Genomic DNA, 19,222 nt, shown 5'->3' with positions numbered 1-19,222 from the left:
AACTCATGGCAACGAAGCCGATCGGCATCATCATGCACGGCATTACCGGCCGCATGGGCTATAACCAGCATCTCGTGCGCTCCATTCTGGCGATCCGTGAACAGGGCGGGGTTCTTCTGTCGAACGGCGACCGGCTGATGCCTGAGCCGCTGCTTGTTGGCCGCAATGCCGAAAAGATCGAGGCGATCGCCCGCAAGCATGGTCTTTCGAAGACGACGACGGATCTCAATGCTGCCCTTGCCGATCCCAGCAATACGATCTTCTTCGATGCCGGTTCGACACAGATGCGCGTCGAGCTTCTGGAGAAGGCGATTGCCGCCGGAAAGCATGTCTATTGCGAAAAGCCGATTTCCGAGACGCTGGAGGAGGCGCTCTCGGTTGCAGCCTCTGCCGAGCGGCGCGGCGTCAAGAACGGTGTTGTTCAGGACAAGCTGTTCCTGCCTGGGCTGCGCAAGATCGCCATGCTGCGCGACAGCGGCTTCTTCGGCAAGATTCTCTCCGTGCGCGGCGAGTTCGGCTATTGGGTTTTCGAAGGTGACTGGGGTGTAAAGGCGCAGCGTCCGTCCTGGAACTACCGCAAAGGGATGGCGGCGGCATGATCCTCGATATGCTGCCGCATTGGCGATATGTGCTCGACAACCTGTTCGGCGAAGTAAAATCCGTCAGCTGCCTCGGCGCGACGCATATTCCGAGCCGCGTCGACGAGAACGGCAACATCTATGTCGCCGATGCCGATGATGCGGCCTACGCCACTTTCGAGCTCGAGGGTGGCATTATCGCGCATATCAATTCCTCGTGGGCGGTCAGGGTCCGTCGCGACGATCTCGTCACTTTCCAGGTCGACGGCACCCATGGATCGGCCGTCTGTGGGCTGATGCGCTGCTGGACGCAGCATCGCGTCAACACGCCGAAGCCGGTCTGGAACCCCGATCAGCCGCAGCCGATCAACTTTTTCGACACATGGGAAGAAGTGCCGGACACACAGGCCTTCGACAATGGCTTCAAGGCGCAGTGGGAACAGTTCCTGTGCCATGTGGCCGAGGACGCGCCGTGGAAGTTCACGCTGCGCGAGGGCGCCAAGGGCGTGCAGCTGGCGGAGCTGGCACAGAAGAGCTGGGCGGAGCGTCGCTGGGTCGACGTGCCTTCTCTTTCTGCTCGCTAGGAGGCAGGCCTAATGGAGAGAAGTCTTCACTTGCCCAGGGCAGATGGTGCGATTGCCGCCTTCACGCCCGTCAATGAGCCGTTGATCGCGCCGGTGAAGCCGGCGGGCGGTCATCACTTCAATCGCGTGGCCTATGCTGCCGCGCACGTCGTGGTCGATGCGCTTGCGGATAACGATCCCTGGCTTGACCGTAATATCGACTGGGAGCGCACGATTGCCTTTCGCGAATATCTCTGGGGTCTCGGCCTCGGCGTGGCGGAGGCGATGGATACCGCCCAGCGCGGCATGGGGCTCGATTGGACCGGTGCGAAAGAACTGATTGCGCATGCGCAGTCGGCCGCCCGCGGCCGGTCGGATGCGGTGATCGCCTATGGCGCCGGCACCGATCATCTGCAGCCCGGCGCCGATGTCACGATCGATGACGTCATTCGCGCCTATGAGGAACAGATCGCCTATGTGGAAGGGCAGGGCGGCCGTGTCATCCTGATGGCGAGCCGGGCACTTGCCGCCGCCGCCAAGAGCCCGGATGATTATATCCGTGTCTACGACCGCATCCTTGGTCAGGTCAAAGAGCCTGTCATCATTCACTGGCTCGGCTCGATGTTCGATCCGGCGCTGGCAGGCTACTGGGGATCGTCCGATGACATGAGGGCCATGGAAACCGCGACTGCGATCATCAACCAGAATGCGGCCAAGGTGGATGGCGTGAAGATTTCGCTACTGTCGGCAGAGAAGGAAATCGTCATGCGCCGGCGGCTGGATCCGTCGGTCAAGATGTATACCGGCGACGATTTCAACTACGCCGAACTGATCGCGGGCGACGACCAGGGCTATTCGCATGCCTTGCTCGGTATCTTCGATGCAGTCGCGCCGGCCGCAAGTGCGGCGCTCGCAAAGCTCGCTCAGAACGACCTCGACGCCTTCCACGAGATCCTGGCGCCGACCGTCCCGCTATCGCGCCATATCTTCAAGGCGCCGACGCGCTTCTACAAGACGGGCGTCGTCTTTCTTGCTTACCTCAATGGTTTCCAGGACCATTTTCAGATGCTCGGCGGCCAGCAAAGCGCCCGATCGATCCAGCATCTTTCGGAGCTTTTCCGTTTGGCGGATGCGGCGCGCGTGCTGCGCGACCCGGATTTGGCGACCCATCGCATGAAGACGATCCTTGCCACCGTCGGCATCGAATAGCGGAAAAGGGACCGGAGGAGGAAATCGCCATGGCCATTGAGGGTCTGTCCATCAATTTGGCGACGGTGCGCCAGCAATATGATATGCGCCAGGCGGTCGAGGCCTGCCTGAAGCAGGATATCGTCGCGATCGCGCCCTGGCGCGATCAGGTGCATAAGATCGGTCTTTCCGAAGCTGCCCGCATCGTCGCCGATAACAGGTTGAAAGTCACCGGGCTTTGCCGCGGCGGCATGTTTCCTGCCGCAAGCGCCGAGAGCAGAGCGGCGGCAATCGACGACAACAAGCGGGCGATCGACGAAGCGGCGGCGCTGAATGCCGATTGCCTGGTTCTCGTCGTCGGAGGCGTACCAGAGGGATCGAAGGATATCGTTCACGCCCGCGAGATGGTGGCCGATGGTATCGCCGCGATCCTGCCGTATGCGCGCAGCTCCGGCATTCCGCTCGCGATCGAGCCGCTGCATCCAATGTATGCGGCCGACCGCGCCTGCGTGAACACGCTGGAGCAGGCGCTCGACATCTGCGATCTTCTGGGCGAAGGCATCGGTGTCGCGATCGATGTCTACCATGTCTGGTGGGACCCGAAGCTTTATGAACAGATCGCGCGCGCCGGCGCTCGCGGCCGCATCCTGGCGCATCACATCTGTGATTGGCTGGTGCCGACCACGGACCTGCTGCTTGATCGCGGCATGATGGGTGACGGCGTCATCGACTTGAAGCGCATCCGCGCCGAGATCGAGAAGGCCGGCTTTTTCGGCCTGCAGGAGGTGGAAATATTCTCTCAGAATAATTGGTGGAAGCGGCCGGGTGAGGAGGTTCTCTCCACCTGCATCGAGCGCTTCCGCACCGTTTGTTGAGCCGCAGTCCCCCAGGCGGCCCGGTTCCATTCCAAAGCGATGACGTGACGGCTTACTCGGCCGAAACGATCTTGCCGCCTTCCCACTTGTAGAGCGAGAAGCTCTGCGATGTCAGGTCGCCGGTTTCGCCGTAGGTGACCTTGCCGATGGCGGTATCGATCGGTTCGCCCTTCTTCAGCGCAGCGCCGACAGCTTCGGCATCATCCGCCTTGCCGGCCTTCTCGATGCCGGCCTTCAGCACCTGCACGGCGGCATAGGCGTTCAGCGTGAAGGCTTCGGCCGGGATATTGCGGGCCTTGAGGGCAGCGACGGCGCTCTGCGAATCCGGGTTCTTCAGTGCATCAGACGCATTCGTGAAGAGCGTGCCGGCCGCGGAATCATTGGCGATTGCCCAATATTCGGTGTTCGAAAGGCCGTCGCCGCCGATAATCTGCGCCTTGACGGAGATGTCGTGCAACTGGCGGGCCAGAAGGCCTGCTTCCGGATGATAACCGCCGAAATAGATGACTTCGACGCCAGCCTGTTTCAGCTTCGCCGTCAGGGAGCTGTAGTCCTTTTCGCCCGGGGTCAAGGAATCGTTCAGGACCTCGGTGATACCGCCCTTGTTGATCGCTGCCTTGAAGGCATCCGCGAGGCCCTTGCCGTAAGCGCCCTTGTCGTTGAGGATCGCGATCTTCTTATCCTTGAAGTTCTTCACGACATACTCGCCGGCAACGACGGCCTGCTGGTCGTCACGGCCGCAGGTACGCAGGACGTTGGTCAGGCCGCGATTGGTCAGGCCTGGGGCGGTCGCAGTCGGCGTGACCATCAGGATGCCGTTTTCGGCAAGCGCGTCGGAAACCGGAATGGCGACGCCCGAAGTGACCGGGCCGACGACGAAGCGGATGCTGTCGCCGACAAAGCCGTTGGCGACCGATACGCCCTGCTTCGGATCGCCGGCATCATCGCCGAGCTTCAGAACGAGCTTCTGGCCGAGAACGCCGCCGTTCTTGTTGATTTCTTCGATAGCGGTCTGCGCGCCGTTCTTGACCTGGTCACCGTAAGCTGCGACCGGGCCGGTCAGCGGCGCAATGAGGCCGATGGTGATGTCCGCATGTGCGAGAGGTGCGAAGGCCAGCGAAGCGACGAAGGTCGCGGCCGTCAATGTCTTCAGACTCATGTTAGCTCTCCTTGGATAGGCGCGGCAGCGCCCTTTGAACCCGCCCGCAATCGCCTGTCTCGACGCGCAAACTGCCGTAAGGCGTTCTTTTGGAAAAGACAGAGCTGATATCGAGGCCGATGGGCCCTTTCGGACATTTTTTGATCTCGAAAGCGCTCATAAGGGTATTTTCTGTAGGAATATTGGGCCGATTCCGCAAGAAAATAACCGTCGCCAAGACAATTTTAGCGTTTTCCCGAAAATTTTGACGAGGGATAGTTGTTGCCTGCCTGCCGCAAGGGCCTACGTAATAGGGCGGCAAGGCGAGGCGGATCTGAAGGTGGAAATCTTCATGCCGCGGATCCACATAAGCCGCGGCGCCTATCATGGCGCGGCCCGCGCCAAGGAGATCGGTATAGCGTGAACGAGAATGACGATTCGAAGGTCTATTTTGACATCTGGCGGCTGATCCCCGACGGCGCTCCGATCGTGACGCATTCCAGCCGGCTTTTTCCCGTGCGTCGTGACGGCGAGCCAGCGATGCTGAAGATCGCGGACGCGCCGGAGGAGAAATCGGGTGCCGAACTGATGGTCTGGTGGAATGGCATTGGTGCTGCGCGCGTTCTCGAACATCAGGACGACGCTATCCTGCTCGAACGGGCGACAGGCAGCCGCTCACTTGCCGAGATGGCAAGGAATGGCGAGGACGACGATGCAACCCGGATCATCTGCAAAGCCGTCGCTGGGCTTCATGCCTCTCGCGGAGGCGCCCTGCCGCAATTGATTCCGCTTGTCCACCGGTTTCGTTCGCTCGAAGCGATGGCTCATTGTGAAGGCGGTATTTTCGTCCAGTCCGCAGTTGTCGCCCGCGCGCTGTTGTCGGAGCCTCGCGATATCGTAGCCCTGCATGGAGACATTCATCACGGCAATATTCTGGACTTTGCCGAGCGCGGCTGGCTCGCGATCGACCCGAAGGGGCTCGTGGGCGAACGCGGCTTCGATTACGCCAATCTGTTCTGCAATCCGGATAATGCCGTCGCCACATCTCCCGGCCGTCTTGCCCGGCAAGTGACTGTCGTTGCCGAGGCGGCGGGAATGGAGCGCGGACGCCTGTTGCGGTGGGTCATTGCCTGGGCCGGCCTCTCGGCTGCCTGGCTGATCGAAGATGGCGAGGACGAGCACGTCCAGCCAACGCTGCATGTTGCCGAAATCGCGGCTGCCGAACTATCCGGGACCGGGGCTTAAGCGATCAAAGCGTCGCGCCAGAACTGCCGATAGCGCGCCAACCCAGCCAGTTCGGCGCGAACCGGCGAGTTTTCCGTTGTTGTCGCAGGGCGGATGCCCGTCAGTAACGCTGCCCCCTGGCTGGTGCCTGTCGAGCCCGCTAGCGCGATAACGTCGCTATTCGTCAAAGCAGACAGGGCTTTGAGATAGGCATGGTTGATAGCAAAAGGACCCTCGACGAAGATCGGTCCTTTAGCGCCGATCAGACCGAGACAGGCTTCCGTCATCAGCGCGAGATAGAGGCTGACGGCGGCAAGGCGTTCGGCATTGCTCGCGGCATGATCCGCAATCCAGCGCCGCCTGCGGCCGGGAAAGGGACCCGATCCTTCAACGACGTTGGGCAGCAGCATGAGGCCCCTCTCGATTACCGCCTCGATAGCGGCTTCGACCGCATCGGGTGATGCCGTGCCGATTTCGGCAGCCAGAATCTCGAATTCGCGGCCACCCATGAAGCGGGCTGATGGCACGGTGCGGCCAAAGGCATCGACATTCGCAAGAGTATCGCGGGCGGGATCGAGATGGTCGAGATCGCCGCCGACGCCAAAACTGATCACCCATGTCCCCGTCGAGACAACGGCAAAGGGGGCTTCGTTCTCGACCAGATGGGGCAGAAGCGAAGCGTTGGAATCGTGAATGCCGCAATAGACCGGCACCGGTTTGGTGAGACCCATATCCGCAGCGAGTGCCGGCAAGACCGGTCCAAGCGCGTCGAAAGCCGAACGGATCGGCGCCATCAGCCCGCGAATGCCAAGCGCGTCGACGAGAGACGAATAGCTTTGCGTCGTCGGGTTCCAGAGATCGGTGTGGCAGCCGAGCGACGTCACTTCGTTGGAGGCAACGCCGCTCAGGCGAAACGCCCAATATTGCGGATAGGTCAGGATCGTCGCGACATGGGCGAAATCAGCCGGAAAGGTGCTTTTCATATAGTGGATTTGGGCGCCAACATTGAGGCCAACCGACAATCCGGGTGAAAACGTCTCGGCAAACTTGGGGCGCAACTGGCTGTAGGCGTTCTGAATGGCTTGCGGATAGCCATGCTCATAGTCGAGAACCGGCATAGCGAGGCTGCCATTGGCTGAAAGCATTACAGCGGATGCGCCATGGGTGGTGATCGATATGGCGTCGAAGCCTGGCGCGCGGACAAAGCCCTTCAGTGCCGAGATGATGAAGTCCCATAACCCTTCAGTATCGTAATGCGGATAAGGACCCGACTTCAGAACGCTGTTTGCGGTCCTGACGGTGGCGATCTCGGCACCTGTCCCGGCATCCAGCACAACGACCTTGGCGTTGGTCTTGCCGATGTCGATGACGGCGATGTGGCGGTAGGCTGTCTCGGTGTTCATGGCAGATGGAAGACCGTGATGAGATCGCTCTGAATGGGCGAATTATCGGGATTGGTCGCCATGATATCGGCCATGTGCGCCCACCATTTCTTCATGACCGGATGTTCGGGCAGGCTGGCCATGGAATGATCCTTCGGCCGCGTCAACACGCCGAAAAGCGTGTTCGTGTTGCGATCGAGATGGATAGAATAATCGCTGACGCCGGCCTGATGCAGCAGATCCACCAGCTGGGGCCAGATTTCATCATGGCGCTTCCGGTATTCTGCTTCCATGCCTGGATTGAGCGTCATCTTGAAGGCGTGGCGTTCGAGAGCAGCGGTCATTTGGAACTCATGGTCCTGATGCGGCGGGCGACGATCGGCAGCGCGATGGTGATGATGAGGAGGAGGCCGATGAAAATCGACATGACGATGCCCGGCACGTTGAGCAGGCCGAGGCCGAAGGTGACCAGGCCCATGACGAAAGCGGCGATGACGACACCGCCGATCGTGCCGGAGCCGCCGAGGATCGATACGCCGCCGAGCACAACCATGGTGACCACTTCCAACTCCCAGCCGAGCGCGATCGACGGACGCGTGGAGCCAAGGCGCGAGGTGAGGCAGACGGCTGCGATGCCGCTCATGATGCCGGTGAGCAGAAATAGGATGAACTTGACCCGCTCGACCGGAATGCCGGAGAAGCGCGCGGCAAAATCATTGTTGCCGATCGTATAGACCTGCCGGCCGAAATTCGTCGCATGTAGCAGAATTGCAAAAGCGATCGCGAGCACGATGAAGAGCACGAATTCGAAGGAGAAGACCCAGACGACATAGCCCTGGCCAAAATAGGCGAAACTATCCGGATAGTTGCCATAGGCCTGGTCCCCGAGAACGATATAGGAAATGCCGCGAAACAGGCTCATCGTGCCAATGGTAACGACGATCGACGGCAGCTTCAGCACAGAAACCAAAAAGCCGTTGAAGATCCCGCAGACTAGGCCCACGCCGATACCGATCGCGACGAGGCCGGGCGTATCGACGCCCAGTTGCGCGGCGGCCCCCATGGCCGTCGAGGCGAGCGCGATGATGGCTGCGACCGAAAGGTCGATTTCGCCAGCGATGACGAGCAGCGCCATGGCAAAGGCGATCATCGCCTTTTCGGTGAAATTGAAGGTCGCGTCCGAGAGGTTGAAGGGATCCAGGAAATAGGGCGAGGCCAGTGAATTGAAGATGAAGATCGCGACAGCGACGCCAAAAAGCAGCGTTTCCCAGCTCGCCAAGATGCGCTTGAAGGGCGTGCCGAGGCGATCCGGAATGGCGCGCTTTTCCGCGGTTGCCGCTTGCGAACCGTTGCTCATGCGTGTGCTCCCTGGCTGGCGGCGTCCTTTGCGGCCTGATCGCGCAGGATGATGCGGCCGCGGTTGCGTTCTCGCCGGGCGTTGAAGACGACGGCAAGTATGATGACGGTGCCTGATATCGCCATCTGCGTGAATGGCGAGATGCCGATGACCGGAAGGGCGTTCTTGATGACGCCGAGGAAGAGGGCGCCGAGCACCGCGCCGGCGACCGAGCCAACGCCGCCGGCAATCGAAATGCCACCGATGACGCAGGCGGCGACGCTATCGAGTTCGAAACCGTTGGCGATATCGACATAGGCGACCGCGTAGCGCGATACCCAAAGGTAGCCGCTGAGCCCGGCGAGCGCGCCGGAGAGAACGAAGGCGAGGAACCGGGTCCAGCCGACATCAATGCCGGCATAGACGGCGGCGACCGGATTGCCGCCGCTCGCATAGGCCGAGCGGCCGAACTGCGTGTAGCGCAGCACCAGATACATCATCAGCACGATTGCGATGCCGATCCAGGCTAGCACCGGCAGGCCGAGAAGCGGCGTGCGCGGGACGTTCAAAAAGATCGGCGTGAATTGGTGGGCATTGACCCAGGCACCGCCCGACAGCACGAAGGCCATGCCGCGATAGATCGTGAGGGTGCCGAGCGTGACGACGATCGGCGGGATTTCCAAAGCCCAGACGAGATAGCCGTTGATGGCGCCGAGAGCCGCGCCCATCAGGATTGCCATCACGATGAGTGCGACCAGCGGAATATCGGGATAGGCGGCGTTCAGCATCGCAACCGCCATACCGGTCAGTGCCAGGTTGGCCGCGACGGATAGATCGATCGATTTCGTCAGGATCACAGTCATCTGGGCAAGGGCCAGGATGATGAGGATCGACGTATCGTTGAAGATATTGGCGAGATTGGCGGGCTCGGCAAAGCCGGCCGCACGGGTTGCAAAACCGGCGATCATCACAATGATGATGATGGCGAGCAGTGTTTCGCGCTTTTTAAGGATGCGTGGCATCCTGTCCCTCCTTAAGCATTTCCCGTGGCGGCGCGCACCAGGGTCTCCGGCGTTAGCCCTTCGCGCTCGAACAGGCCTGCGGACAGGCCTTCCTTCATGACCAGGACGCGATCTGACATGCCGAGGATCTCGGGAAGTTCGGAAGAGATCATGATGATGCTGAGGCCTTCGGCCGCCAGCTCGCTGATGAAGCCATGGACGGCCGCCTTCGAGCCGATATCGATGCCCTTGGTAGGCTCGTCCAGAATGATGATCTTCGGCTGCGTCGCCAGCCACTTGCCGATGACCACCTTCTGCTGGTTTCCGCCGGAGAGCGTTCCCACAGGCACGGATAGGGCGGCGGCGCGCAGATCGAGCCTTTCGGCATATTTACGGGCGAGAGCGAACTCATTGGCCGCCTTCAGAAACCCTTTGCGGGAGGTGCGTCCGAGCGACGGGAGCGACATGTTCTGATAGATCGGCATCGGCAGCGCCAGGCCATGGCGGCCGCGCTCTTCCGGCACATAGACGATGCCGGCAGCAATGGCGTCCTGCGGCGAGTGCACCTTGATTTCCTGCCCGTCGAGCGTCAGACGCCCGGACAGCGGTTTGGTGATGCCGAAGAGTGATTGGCAAAGCTCGGAGCGTCCGGCGCCGATCAGGCCGTAGACGCCGAGGATCTCGCCGCGCCGAAGCTTGAAGGAAATGTCGCGGAATTCGGTGCGGTGACAGTAGTTGTCGACTTCGAGAACGGTGACCCCGATTGTGACAGGCACTTTCGGAAAGGCGTCCTTGACGTCGCGGCCGACCATCATGCGGACGATCTCGTCCTGCGGAGTCGTCTTCAGCTCGCCATGGCCAACGGCGCGGCCGTCTCGAAAGACGACGAAATTATCGGCGATTTCATAAAGTTCATCGAACTTGTGGCTGATGAAGAGGATCGCCTTACCCTTCGCCTTCAATCCCTCGACGATGCGAAAGAGATCGTCGATCTCCTTGCGGGAAAGGGCCGCTGTGGGCTCGTCCATGATGACGATGCGGGCCTCGATCGACAGAGCGCGCGCGATTGCTACGAGATGGCGCTGAGCAATGGAGAGGTCTTTCAATCGGGTCGTGGGGTCGATGGCGCTTTCCAGCGATTGGAGAAGCTCTTTCGATCGGCTGTTCATCGTCTTCCAATCGATGGTGCGCCAGGATGTGCGCGGCGCATGACCGAGAAAGATGTTTTCGGCAACAGTCAGCTCGTCGAAGAGCACCGTTTCCTGATGAATGGCCGTGACGCCGGCATCGATGGCCGCCTGCGCACTGGCGAAAGCCGTTGGTTTGCCGTCGACAAGGATCTCGCCTTCGTTCGGACGATAGATACCTGTTAGGATTTTAACGAGTGTCGATTTGCCGGCGCCGTTCTCACCGATGAGGGCGGTGACCTTACCGGGGTAAAGCGAAATGCTGACGCCATCCAGCGCTTTCACGCCGGGGAAGATCTGGGAAATGCCGCGCATCTCCAAAATGGCCTGATTGTCCGCGGTTGGTGCGTCCGCGATGGAGCGTTGAAGGACTGTGGTCATCAGCAATGTACCGGATCAGTGAAACCAGGTCCGGCGGCTGATGCCGCCGGAGAGCTGCGAGTTCGATTTTCGATCAGAAAACCTTGGAGAACTGATCGATGTTCGAAGCGTTGTAGACGAACGGATCGGCCATGGCGGCTTCGCCGTTTTCGCCGACCTTGATCTTGCCCATGCGGCCGGCATCGATCTCGCTGCCCGGCTTGCCGTCGGTCTCGCCCTTGACGAGGCGGTAGGCGATCTGCGTTGCGGAATAGCCGAGATCGATCGGGTTCCAGATCGCGAATTCCTTGGTCGCGCCGGACTTGATGGCACCGGCCATTTCGGATGGCAGGCCGAGACCGGTCACATAGACCTTACCGATCTTGCCGGCGTCCTTGACGGCCTGCGAAGCGGCAAGCACGCCGACGGTCGTCGGGGCGACGATGACCTTGACTTCCGGATGCGAGGTCAGGAGGCCCTGGGCTTCACGATAGCTCTTGTCCGAGAGGTCGTCGCCATAGACTGTTGTCACCAGATTGAGGCCCGGGAAATCCTTCAGCTGCTTCTTCATCTCGCCGATCCAGATATTCTGGTTGGTCGAGGTGGTCGTTGCCGACAGGATGGCGAAGTCGCCCTTGCCGCCGTCGAGGTGATCCTTGGCGAGTGTCAGGCACATCTTGCCGATCAGCTCGTTGGACGAGGGGTTCAGCTGCAGGATGCGACCGGCCTTGGCGACACCGGAATCCCAGGAGATGACCTTAATGCCGCGCTGTGCCGCCTTCTTCAGTGCCGGGACGACTGCGTCGGGATCGTTTGCGGAAATTGCGATGGCATCGACGCCCTGCGCGATCAGCGAGTTGATCACTTCGATCTGGCCCTCGGCCGTGGTCGAGGTCGGGCCGGTGTAGATCACCTGCACGCCTCCGAGATCTTTGGCTGCTTCCTGCGCGCCCTTGTTGGCGGCCTCGAAGAAGCCGTTGCCCAGCGACTTCACGACGAGACCGATCTTGACGTCCTTTGCACTTGCCGCGCCGGCCATCAGTGTCGCGGCGAGCGCGACGCCGATCGCCAGTTTCTTTGCTATATTCATGTCACTTCCTCCCAAAGTTAATAGGCATGCTCACCCCATTTCGGCCGCGCGTCTCACGCGACCGACGGGGAATCCTCCTCCTCGGCCTGAGCCGAAACATTTGCAATAATGAGCGAAATACCCGCATCCTCGATCATGCGCACGGTTTCGGCGGTTACGCCGTCATCGGTAATGATGGTTGAGACCTGTTCGAGCGGACAAAGGATCAGGCTAGAGCGCTGGCGGAACTTGCTCGAATCCACCATGACGACGAGCTCGTCGGCCTGGCGCATCAGCTTCTGCTCGCTCTGGATGACCAGCGCGTCGGCTTCCATGACGCCGAGCGGGCCTACGCCCTGTGCACCAACGAACATGCGCCGCGCATAGAAATTTCGGATCGTGTCGTTGTCGAAGGGCGAGAGGATCAGGCTCTGCTCGCGATAGATCGCGCCGCCCGGCACCGTCACGTTGTTCTTCGAATGTTTGACCAGATGTTCGGCGATGGCGAAGGAATTCGTCATCACTTGCAGCCGGAAGGCCGAGATATAGTGCACCAGCTGGAACGTAGTCGTGCCGCCGTTGATGATGATGGCATCGCCGGGATTGCAGAGTTCGGCGGCCTTGCGCGCAATTGCACGTTTCCTATCGATGTTGACGGCTTCGGATACACGGAACGGTCGCGCTGCCAGATTGCCGAGCTGTGGGGGATGGATCGATTCCGCGCCGCCGCGCACGCGCCGGATCTTTCCCTGCACGTGCAGGGCAGCGATATCACGGCGTATCGTCGCTTCCGAAGCCTCGGTCAGCTCGGAAATATCCTGAATCGTCACGACAGACTTTTCCTGTACGGCGCTCAGGATAATGCGATGGCGTTCGCGTTCGTGCATTGGCTCCTCCTTGTCGGCGGTTATTTCGCAAATATGACAATGTGTCAATCATAAACGATCATAAACTTTCATATTGCATCGCAGCATTATCGAATTTGATCGTTTTCGATTGACAAGGTGACTATACGTGAGCGATACCCTGCTCACAAAGGGCGGCTCCATATGATCTGGTCCGCCTGAAAGACTTGATTTCAAGGGAGGATGACATGGCGGCTGGCGTTCAGCTTCTGAAGAACCGTTGGGATGATGCGTATGCGGTAGGCTTGGATGAGCCGGGCAAGCTGCTTTATCGGTCGAATCTGCTCGGTGCCGACAAGCGTATCACCAACTACGGCGGCGGCAACACGTCGGCCAAGGTCATGGAAACCGATCCGCTCTCCGGCGAGAAGGTCAAGGTGCTCTGGGTCAAGGGCTCTGGCGGCGATGTCGGCACCATCAAGCTCGATGGTTTCGCGACGCTCTATCAGGACAAGCTCGACAGCCTGAAGAATATCTATCAGGGCGTTGCCGACGAGGATCGCATGGTCGGCTTCCTGCCGCATTGCACCTTCAATCTCAATGCCCGCGCCGCTTCGATCGATACGCCGCTGCATGGTTTCGTGCCGTTCACCCATGTCGATCACATGCATCCCGACGCCATCATCGCCATTGCCGCCTCCAAGAACTCACGCGAACTGACGCGTGAAATCTTCGGCGACGAGATCGGCTGGCTCCCTTGGCGTCGCCCCGGTTTCCAGCTCGGTCTTGATCTCGAAGCCTTCGTCAAGGCACATCCGAATGCCAAGGGCGTCGTACTCGAAAGTCATGGCCTCTTCACCTGGGCCAATGATGCCAAGGAGTGCTACGAGCTGACGCTCGCCATCATCAACAAGGCAATCGAATGGTTCGCCGCCAAGACGGAAGGCAAGACCATTTTCGGCGGCACTGCTGTCGAGAGCCTGCCGCAAGCGCAGCGTCGTGCCATCGCTGCCCGGCTGATGCCGGAAATCCGCGGCCGCATCGGCAAGGCCGAGCGCAAGCTCGGCGATTTCGACGATCAGGATGCGGTGCTCGAATTCGTCAATTCGAAGAATCTTCGCCCGCTCGGCGCGCTCGGCACCAGCTGCCCGGACCATTTCCTGCGCACCAAGATCCGCCCGTTGATCGTCGATTTCGATCCGGCCAAGCCCGATGTCGATGCAGTGATCGCCGGTCTCGACAAGGCGCTGGAAGATTACCGCGCCGACTACGCGCGCTACTATAACGATTGCAAACATGACAACTCGCCGGCCATGCGCGACCCGAACCCGGTGATCTTCCTCGTTCCCGGCGTCGGCATGCTGTCCTTTGCCCGCGACAAGGCGACCGCCCGTATTGCCGGCGAGTTCTATGTCAACGCCATCAACGTCATGCGCGGCGCCTCGACCGTCTCCGAATATCAGGGCCTGCCGGAGCAGGAAGCCTTCGATATCGAATATTGGCTGCTGGAGGAGGCGAAACTGCAGCGCATGCCGAAGCCGAAGAGCCTCGCCGGCCGTGTTGCCTTCGTCACCGGCGGCGCCGGCGGCATCGGCCGCGCCACGGCGGCGCGGCTGGTGGACGAGGGCGCCTGTGTTGTTCTGGCTGACATCGACCAGGCGGCACTTGAGGGTACCCAGGCGGATTTTGCCAAGAGATACGGCGCTGATGCGGTGCGCAGCGTCAAGCTTGACGTGACGAAGGAAGATGCCGTCATTGCCGCCTTTGCCGAGGCTTGCGTCGAATTCGGCGGGGTCGACATTCTGGTATCGAATGCTGGCATCGCATCGTCAGCACCGATCGAAAGCACCGAGCTTTCGATGTGGAACCGCAATATCGATATCCTCGCGACCGGCTATTTCCTCGTCTCGCGCGAAGCCTTCCGGCTGTTCCGCCGCCAGAATCTCGGTGGTAACGTCGTCTTCGTCGCATCGAAGAACGGTTTGGCCTCCTCGCCGAATGCGGCCGCCTATTGCACGGCCAAAGCCGCCGAAATCCATCTGGCCCGCTGCCTGGCGCTCGAGGGTGCTGAAGCCGGCATCCGCGTGAATACGGTCAATCCCGACGCCGTCCTGCGCGGCTCGAAGATCTGGAACGGCGAATGGCGCGAGCAGCGTGCCGCCTCCTCGAAGATCGAGGTGGACGAGCTGGAGGAACATTACCGCAAGCGCTCGATGCTGAAGCTCAATGTTTTCCCCGAGGACATTGCCGAGGCGATCTACTTCCTGGCTTCGGATCTTTCCGCCAAGTCGACGGGTAATATCATCAACGTTGATGCCGGCAACGCGCAGAGCTTCACGCGCTAGTTGGCTACATTTTTCCTTCTCCCCAGCGGGAGAAGGTGGCCCGAAGGGTCGGATGAGGGGGCTGCAAATGTGGTTCTATCTTTCGCTTACGCTCAAGATGTGAGTCGCTATGCTCCTCACTCCCCCTCATCTGCCCCTTGGGCATCCTCTCCCCGGTGGGGAGAAGATGGAACAGCCAGTCGAGAGGCTGTAATGTTTCGAATGACGCATTTGGGAGGAAAGAATGGCCGAGTTTAGAATTGCGCCCGATCTGGTTGCTGCAGAAAACGACAAGCGCGCCGCTGCGCTGAAATCCGACTATGAGGCGCTTGGCGCCACGCTCGCCCGCCGCAGCGTCGATATCGAAGCCGTGACCCGGAAGGTCTCCGAATTCTTCGTTGCGGTCCCGTCCTGGGGCGTCGGCACCGGCGGCACGCGCTTTGCCCGCTTCCCAGGCACCGGCGAGCCGCGCGGCATCTTCGACAAGCTCGACGATTGCGCCGTCATCCAGCAGCTGACGCGGGCAACGCCGAAGGTTTCGCTGCATATCCCCTGGGATAAGGCCGATCCGCGCGAACTGAAGGCGAAAGGCGATGCGCTCGGCCTCAGCTTTGACGCCATGAACTCCAATACGTTCTCCGACGCGCCCGGCCAGGCGCATTCATACAAGTTCGGTTCGCTGAGCCATGTCAATGCGGCAACCCGCGCCCAGGCCGTCGAGCACAACATCGAATGCATCGAGATCGGCAAGGCCATTGGCTCTAAGGCGCTGACGGTGTGGATCGGCGACGGCTCGAATTTCCCCGGCCAGACCAATTTCACCATGGCCTTCGAGCGCTATCTTTCCGCCATGGCCGATATCTACAAGGCGCTTCCAGATGATTGGCGGCTGTTTTCCGAGCATAAGATGTATGAGCCGGCCTTCTATTCCACGGTCGTTCAGGATTGGGGCACCAACTATCTGATCGCGCAGACACTCGGCCCCAAGGCGCAGTGCCTGGTCGATCTCGGTCACCACGCGCCGAATACCAATATCGAGATGATCGTGGCGCGCCTTATCCAGTTCGGCAAGCTCGGCGGTTTCCACTTCAACGATTCCAAGTATGGCGACGACGATCTCGATGCCGGCGCCATCGAGCCCTACCGCCTCTTCCTCGTCTTCAACGAGTTGGTCGATGCCGAACGGCGCGGGGTCAATGACTTCAATCCAGCGCATATGATCGACCAGTCGCACAATGTCACGGACCCGATCGAAAGCCTGATCTCCAGCGCCAACGAAATCCGTCGTGCCTATGCGCAGGCGCTGATTGTCGATCGAAATGCACTTGGCGAGTATCAGGATGCGAACGACGCGCTGATGGCATCGGAAACGCTGAAGCGCGCCTATCGCGCCGATGTCGAGCCGATCCTCGCTGAAGCTCGCCGCCGTGCGGGCGGCGCGATCGATCCGGTCGCGACTTACAGGGCGAGCGGCTATCGCCGCAAGGTTGCCGCCGAACGGCCAGCCTCTGTAGCCGGTGGCGGCGGAATCATCTGAGATTAGCGGGTGCCGGCACAAATGACGCCAGCACCCGATGCCTATCGCGCCCGCCCTAATTGCTGGAGTTCGGCCTCTCGCCAGGCGGCCCAGCGACGCCGCAATTCGCCTGGCCTCAGGCCATAGTTTTCGTCGAGCATGTCGGCCGCGAGAATCCGTTCCGTGCGGAAATGCCGGAAGCCCTGGCGCAGCTCGCACCATGCCACCAGAATGCGGCTCGTGTCGGAATAGCCGAGGATAACGGGCCAGACGATCCTTGTGCTTTCCGCACCCGCATCGGACCGATAGCGCAACCGAAGTTTTCGTCCTTCGCGGATTGTCGTCCGCAACAACGGTAGATCGATGTTTTCCTCTTGGCCTCCCTGAAGAAGCGGTTTGGCGCCGACGCTCGGCTCAAGGATGAAGGGACGCAGGTGCCCGGGCACGATCGCGGTGATCTTGGCAACCACGTCGCGTGCGGCATTGGCAAGGGCCTTCTCGGCACGACCCGCAACCCATTGCGCCCCGAGGACGACGGCCTCGATCTCCTCGGGCGTCAGCATCAGCGGCGGCATTTCGTAGTCGGGCGACAGGAGATATCCGAGGCCTGCCTCGCCCTCGATCGGAACCCGCTGTCCCATCAGATCGGCGACGTCGCGATAGACCGTGCGCTTGGAGACTTCGAGCTCATCCGCCAGCGCGGCGGCGGTGACCGGCCGGCTCGACCGGCGCAATATCTGTATGATCTGAAACAAACGATCGGCGCGACGCATGCCTGCTGACTCCTGCTGCCATTATGGTGGCAACAGCCTTATGCAACAAGAGCCTTCGAGCCGCCAACAACAGAGTTGGCGCCATTTTGAAGGAGTACGCAATGAAACTGGCATCGACACGTCTGATCGTTGCCGACATCAAGAAGATGGTCGGGTTTTATGAGATGGTCACCGGTCAGGCTGCGGAGTGGCTAGCGCCGGTCTTTGCCGAGATCGTCACCCCCGCGGCAACACTTGCGATTGGAAGTGCCGAGACTGTCGCCCTGTTTCGCGAGGGCAGTGCCGAACCCGGCGTCAACCGATCGCTTGTTATCGAATTCCAGGTCGACGATGTCGATGCCGAATTCGCAAGGTTGAAGGACAAGGTGGAGGTCGTGCACGAACCGAAGCTGATGCCGTGGGGAAACCGGGCAGGGCAAATCCGCGATCCCGAGGGAACGCTCATCAGCCTTTACACGCCTGTCACGGATTTTGCGAAGCAGCGCTTTGCCGGGCGTTGAGCGGTAACGAGCCGCCGAGATCCTATGATCGGGCGATGCCTTCCGCCTGGCGGCATCGCTCGTCTTAAGTCACGCCTTGGTCGCCTTGTGGGCACGGCTAACCGATCCAGATAGCTGCAAATTTGTCATGGTCGTCTGGCAGATTTGAAATCATCTTCCTGCACGGCGGCCGACCACGGTCGGAGCCGTGGTTTGTCGATTTGTGTCCGTCGCCTACGCACTTTCGAGTGGCTCGGCAATGGGAATTGAGTATTGTCGCTTGCAACGGCTCGCCGTGATTTGGCGGTCGATGCTGGCAAAAAAGACAGAGCCCTGCTGTTGATAGGTGAGGAAAAACGATGACGATTGACATGAACGGTTTTGCCGGACGCCTGAAACGCCGCGAGAATGGCGGCATGATCTCCGGCTGGGTCGGCATACCCGATCCGATGCTCGTCAATCATCTGGCGCAGGAAGACTTCGATACCATCGTGCTCGATATGCAGCATGGCATGTGGAACATGGAGTCCGCCGCCAACGGCATCGCCCATGTGCGCTTGGCGGGCAAGCCGGCGATTGCCCGTATTCCCGTCGGCGATTTCGCCTCCGCCTCGCGGCTTCTCGATGCCGGTGCCTCTGCCATCATCGCACCGATGATCAATTCCGCCGATGATGCGCGCGCCTTGGTGCAGGCGACGAAGTATCCGCCGCTCGGCGAGCGCAGCTGGGGGCCGTCGCTGGCCCTCAATCATTTCGGCCTGCCGGCTGAGGATTATCTGCAGAGCGCCAACAGCCTGACCGTCACCATTGCCATGGTCGAAACTCGCATGGCGCTCGACGCCATCGACGAGATCCTGGCTGTTGACGGCATCGACGGCATCTTTGTCGGGCCGTCCGATCTTTCGATCGCGCTTTCAAACGGCGCACGCCTTGCGCCCGATAGCGCCGCGATCGATCAGGCGCTTGCAACCGCACTCGCGCGGTGCCGCGCCCATGGCAAGGTGATTTGTGCCTTTGGCGGCGATGGTGCCCGTGCCGGAGAATATCTGAAGCTCGGCCTGGATCTGGTCATCGCCGGCACGGAAACGGCTCAACTGCGCAACGGTGCCCGCACAGCCATCCAGGCTGCGCGCAAGATCGCTGAATCATAATCAGTTCGTTTGAGATTGGGGTATGTCCGGAAGAAGTTCCGGGCATACCGATGTGCCGTGTGTTGAACTCCGTCAGTTTACGAGCTTCACAAAGCAGGGATTATACATATTCCAGCCGCAGCCGCCACCGACGGCTTGCGCCGGCGTAATCGTGTTTTGGATGGCGAGTGCCGCGAGCGCGACGGCGATGATTGTCAAAACAGTTTTGGTATATTTGTCCATGAGTTTCCCCT

At 60.5% G+C, this 19,222-nt stretch carries 17 protein-coding genes and 1 pseudogene; 8 read left to right on the top strand and 10 right to left on the bottom strand.

The features are described 5' to 3' along the window. Positions 1 to 5 precede the first annotated feature (5 nt). The 3 genes and pseudogenes from ACK83U_RS26090 to ACK83U_RS26080 all read left to right on the top strand — a co-directional run bounded on the left by ACK83U_RS26090 (position 6) and on the right by ACK83U_RS26080 (position 3,204). Positions 6 to 1,162: pseudogene (locus ACK83U_RS26090) on the top strand (Gfo/Idh/MocA family protein). Positions 1,163 to 1,174: 12 nt separating this feature from the next. Continuing rightward, on the top strand, positions 1,175 to 2,350 hold the full coding sequence (locus tag ACK83U_RS26085) for a dihydrodipicolinate synthase family protein (RefSeq protein WP_112603340.1): 1,176 nt from the start codon (positions 1,175 to 1,177) through the stop codon (positions 2,348 to 2,350). 29 nt (positions 2,351 to 2,379) lie between these two features. After that, on the top strand, positions 2,380 to 3,204 hold the full coding sequence (locus ACK83U_RS26080; RefSeq protein WP_112603342.1) for a sugar phosphate isomerase/epimerase family protein: 825 nt from the start codon (positions 2,380 to 2,382) through the stop codon (positions 3,202 to 3,204). A gap of 52 nt (positions 3,205 to 3,256) precedes the next feature. Here the strand turns inward: ACK83U_RS26080 and ACK83U_RS26075 are convergent, their stop codons facing one another. Then, positions 3,257 to 4,363 carry a branched-chain amino acid ABC transporter substrate-binding protein gene (locus ACK83U_RS26075; protein ID WP_112603344.1) on the bottom strand — a complete coding sequence of 369 codons (1,107 nt, stop codon included), beginning with the start codon at positions 4,361 to 4,363 and terminating at the stop codon, positions 3,257 to 3,259. A 399-nt stretch (positions 4,364 to 4,762) separates the two neighbouring features. Between ACK83U_RS26075 and ACK83U_RS26070 the strand changes: the two genes are divergently transcribed. Next, positions 4,763 to 5,587 carry an aminoglycoside phosphotransferase family protein gene (locus ACK83U_RS26070; protein WP_112603348.1) on the top strand — a complete coding sequence of 275 codons (825 nt, stop codon included), beginning with the start codon at positions 4,763 to 4,765 and terminating at the stop codon, positions 5,585 to 5,587. Here ACK83U_RS26070 and ACK83U_RS26065 read toward each other — a convergent pair. The 7 genes from ACK83U_RS26065 to ACK83U_RS26035 form a co-directional block, all read right to left on the bottom strand. After that, positions 5,584 to 6,969 carry an FGGY-family carbohydrate kinase gene (locus tag ACK83U_RS26065; RefSeq protein ID WP_112603350.1) on the bottom strand — a complete coding sequence of 462 codons (1,386 nt, stop codon included), beginning with the start codon at positions 6,967 to 6,969 and terminating at the stop codon, positions 5,584 to 5,586. The two genes, ACK83U_RS26070 and ACK83U_RS26065, sit on opposite strands and share 4 nt — an antisense overlap. Then, positions 6,966 to 7,292 carry an L-rhamnose mutarotase gene (rhaM, locus tag ACK83U_RS26060; RefSeq protein WP_112603352.1) on the bottom strand — a complete coding sequence of 109 codons (327 nt, stop codon included), beginning with the start codon at positions 7,290 to 7,292 and terminating at the stop codon, positions 6,966 to 6,968. The genes ACK83U_RS26065 and rhaM overlap by 4 nt, the downstream gene beginning before the upstream one ends. Beyond that, entirely contained in the window at positions 7,289 to 8,305 is a 1,017-nt protein-coding gene (locus ACK83U_RS26055) for an ABC transporter permease (RefSeq protein ID WP_112603354.1), read from the bottom strand. Before ACK83U_RS26055 ends, rhaM begins: the two co-directional genes overlap by 4 nt. Further along, positions 8,302 to 9,306: an ABC transporter permease gene (locus ACK83U_RS26050; protein ID WP_112603356.1), complete on the bottom strand. Its 1,005-nt coding sequence runs from the start codon at positions 9,304 to 9,306 to the stop codon at positions 8,302 to 8,304. Before ACK83U_RS26050 ends, ACK83U_RS26055 begins: the two co-directional genes overlap by 4 nt. Before the next feature lie 11 nt (positions 9,307 to 9,317). Next, positions 9,318 to 10,853 (bottom strand): sugar ABC transporter ATP-binding protein, encoded by a 1,536-nt coding sequence (locus ACK83U_RS26045; protein WP_112603534.1) that lies wholly within the window; start codon positions 10,851 to 10,853, stop codon positions 9,318 to 9,320. A gap of 73 nt (positions 10,854 to 10,926) precedes the next feature. After that, positions 10,927 to 11,922, bottom strand: a complete 996-nt coding sequence (rhaS, locus tag ACK83U_RS26040) for a rhamnose ABC transporter substrate-binding protein (RefSeq protein ID WP_112603358.1) — start codon at positions 11,920 to 11,922, stop codon at positions 10,927 to 10,929. 53 nt (positions 11,923 to 11,975) lie between these two features. Beyond that, the gene (locus ACK83U_RS26035; protein WP_112603360.1) at positions 11,976 to 12,788 is read right to left on the bottom strand and encodes a DeoR/GlpR family DNA-binding transcription regulator; all 813 of its coding nucleotides are present in this window, start codon (positions 12,786 to 12,788) and stop codon (positions 11,976 to 11,978) included. A gap of 206 nt (positions 12,789 to 12,994) precedes the next feature. Between ACK83U_RS26035 and ACK83U_RS26030 the strand changes: the two genes are divergently transcribed. Further along, on the top strand, positions 12,995 to 15,091 hold the full coding sequence (locus ACK83U_RS26030; RefSeq protein ID WP_112603362.1) for a bifunctional rhamnulose-1-phosphate aldolase/short-chain dehydrogenase: 2,097 nt from the start codon (positions 12,995 to 12,997) through the stop codon (positions 15,089 to 15,091). Between the two features lie 223 nt (positions 15,092 to 15,314). Then, the gene (rhaI, locus tag ACK83U_RS26025; protein ID WP_112603364.1) at positions 15,315 to 16,607 is read left to right on the top strand and encodes an L-rhamnose catabolism isomerase; all 1,293 of its coding nucleotides are present in this window, start codon (positions 15,315 to 15,317) and stop codon (positions 16,605 to 16,607) included. Positions 16,608 to 16,648: 41 nt separating this feature from the next. Here rhaI and ACK83U_RS26020 read toward each other — a convergent pair whose 3' ends face one another. Beyond that, the gene (locus tag ACK83U_RS26020; protein WP_112603366.1) at positions 16,649 to 17,359 is read right to left on the bottom strand and encodes a helix-turn-helix transcriptional regulator; all 711 of its coding nucleotides are present in this window, start codon (positions 17,357 to 17,359) and stop codon (positions 16,649 to 16,651) included. A gap of 101 nt (positions 17,360 to 17,460) precedes the next feature. Here ACK83U_RS26020 and ACK83U_RS26015 point away from each other — a divergent pair, with 101 nt between their 5' ends. Both ACK83U_RS26015 and ACK83U_RS26010 read left to right on the top strand, forming a co-directional pair. Next, on the top strand, positions 17,461 to 17,859 hold the full coding sequence (locus ACK83U_RS26015) for a VOC family protein (protein WP_112410827.1): 399 nt from the start codon (positions 17,461 to 17,463) through the stop codon (positions 17,857 to 17,859). Between the two features lie 338 nt (positions 17,860 to 18,197). Next, positions 18,198 to 18,989 carry an HpcH/HpaI aldolase family protein gene (locus ACK83U_RS26010; protein WP_112603368.1) on the top strand — a complete coding sequence of 264 codons (792 nt, stop codon included), beginning with the start codon at positions 18,198 to 18,200 and terminating at the stop codon, positions 18,987 to 18,989. A gap of 72 nt (positions 18,990 to 19,061) precedes the next feature. Here ACK83U_RS26010 and ACK83U_RS26005 read toward each other — a convergent pair whose 3' ends face one another. Then, positions 19,062 to 19,211, bottom strand: coding sequence for a hypothetical protein (locus ACK83U_RS26005; RefSeq protein ID WP_183712312.1), 150 nt, complete (start codon positions 19,209 to 19,211; stop codon positions 19,062 to 19,064). Positions 19,212 to 19,222 lie beyond the last annotated feature (11 nt).

Source organism: Rhizobium sp. WW22, assembly GCF_047041135.1.
GTDB lineage: Bacteria > Pseudomonadota > Alphaproteobacteria > Rhizobiales > Rhizobiaceae > Rhizobium.
The sequence above is the reverse complement of the archived record's forward strand: the minus strand, read 5'-3'. Positions and strand labels throughout refer to the sequence as shown.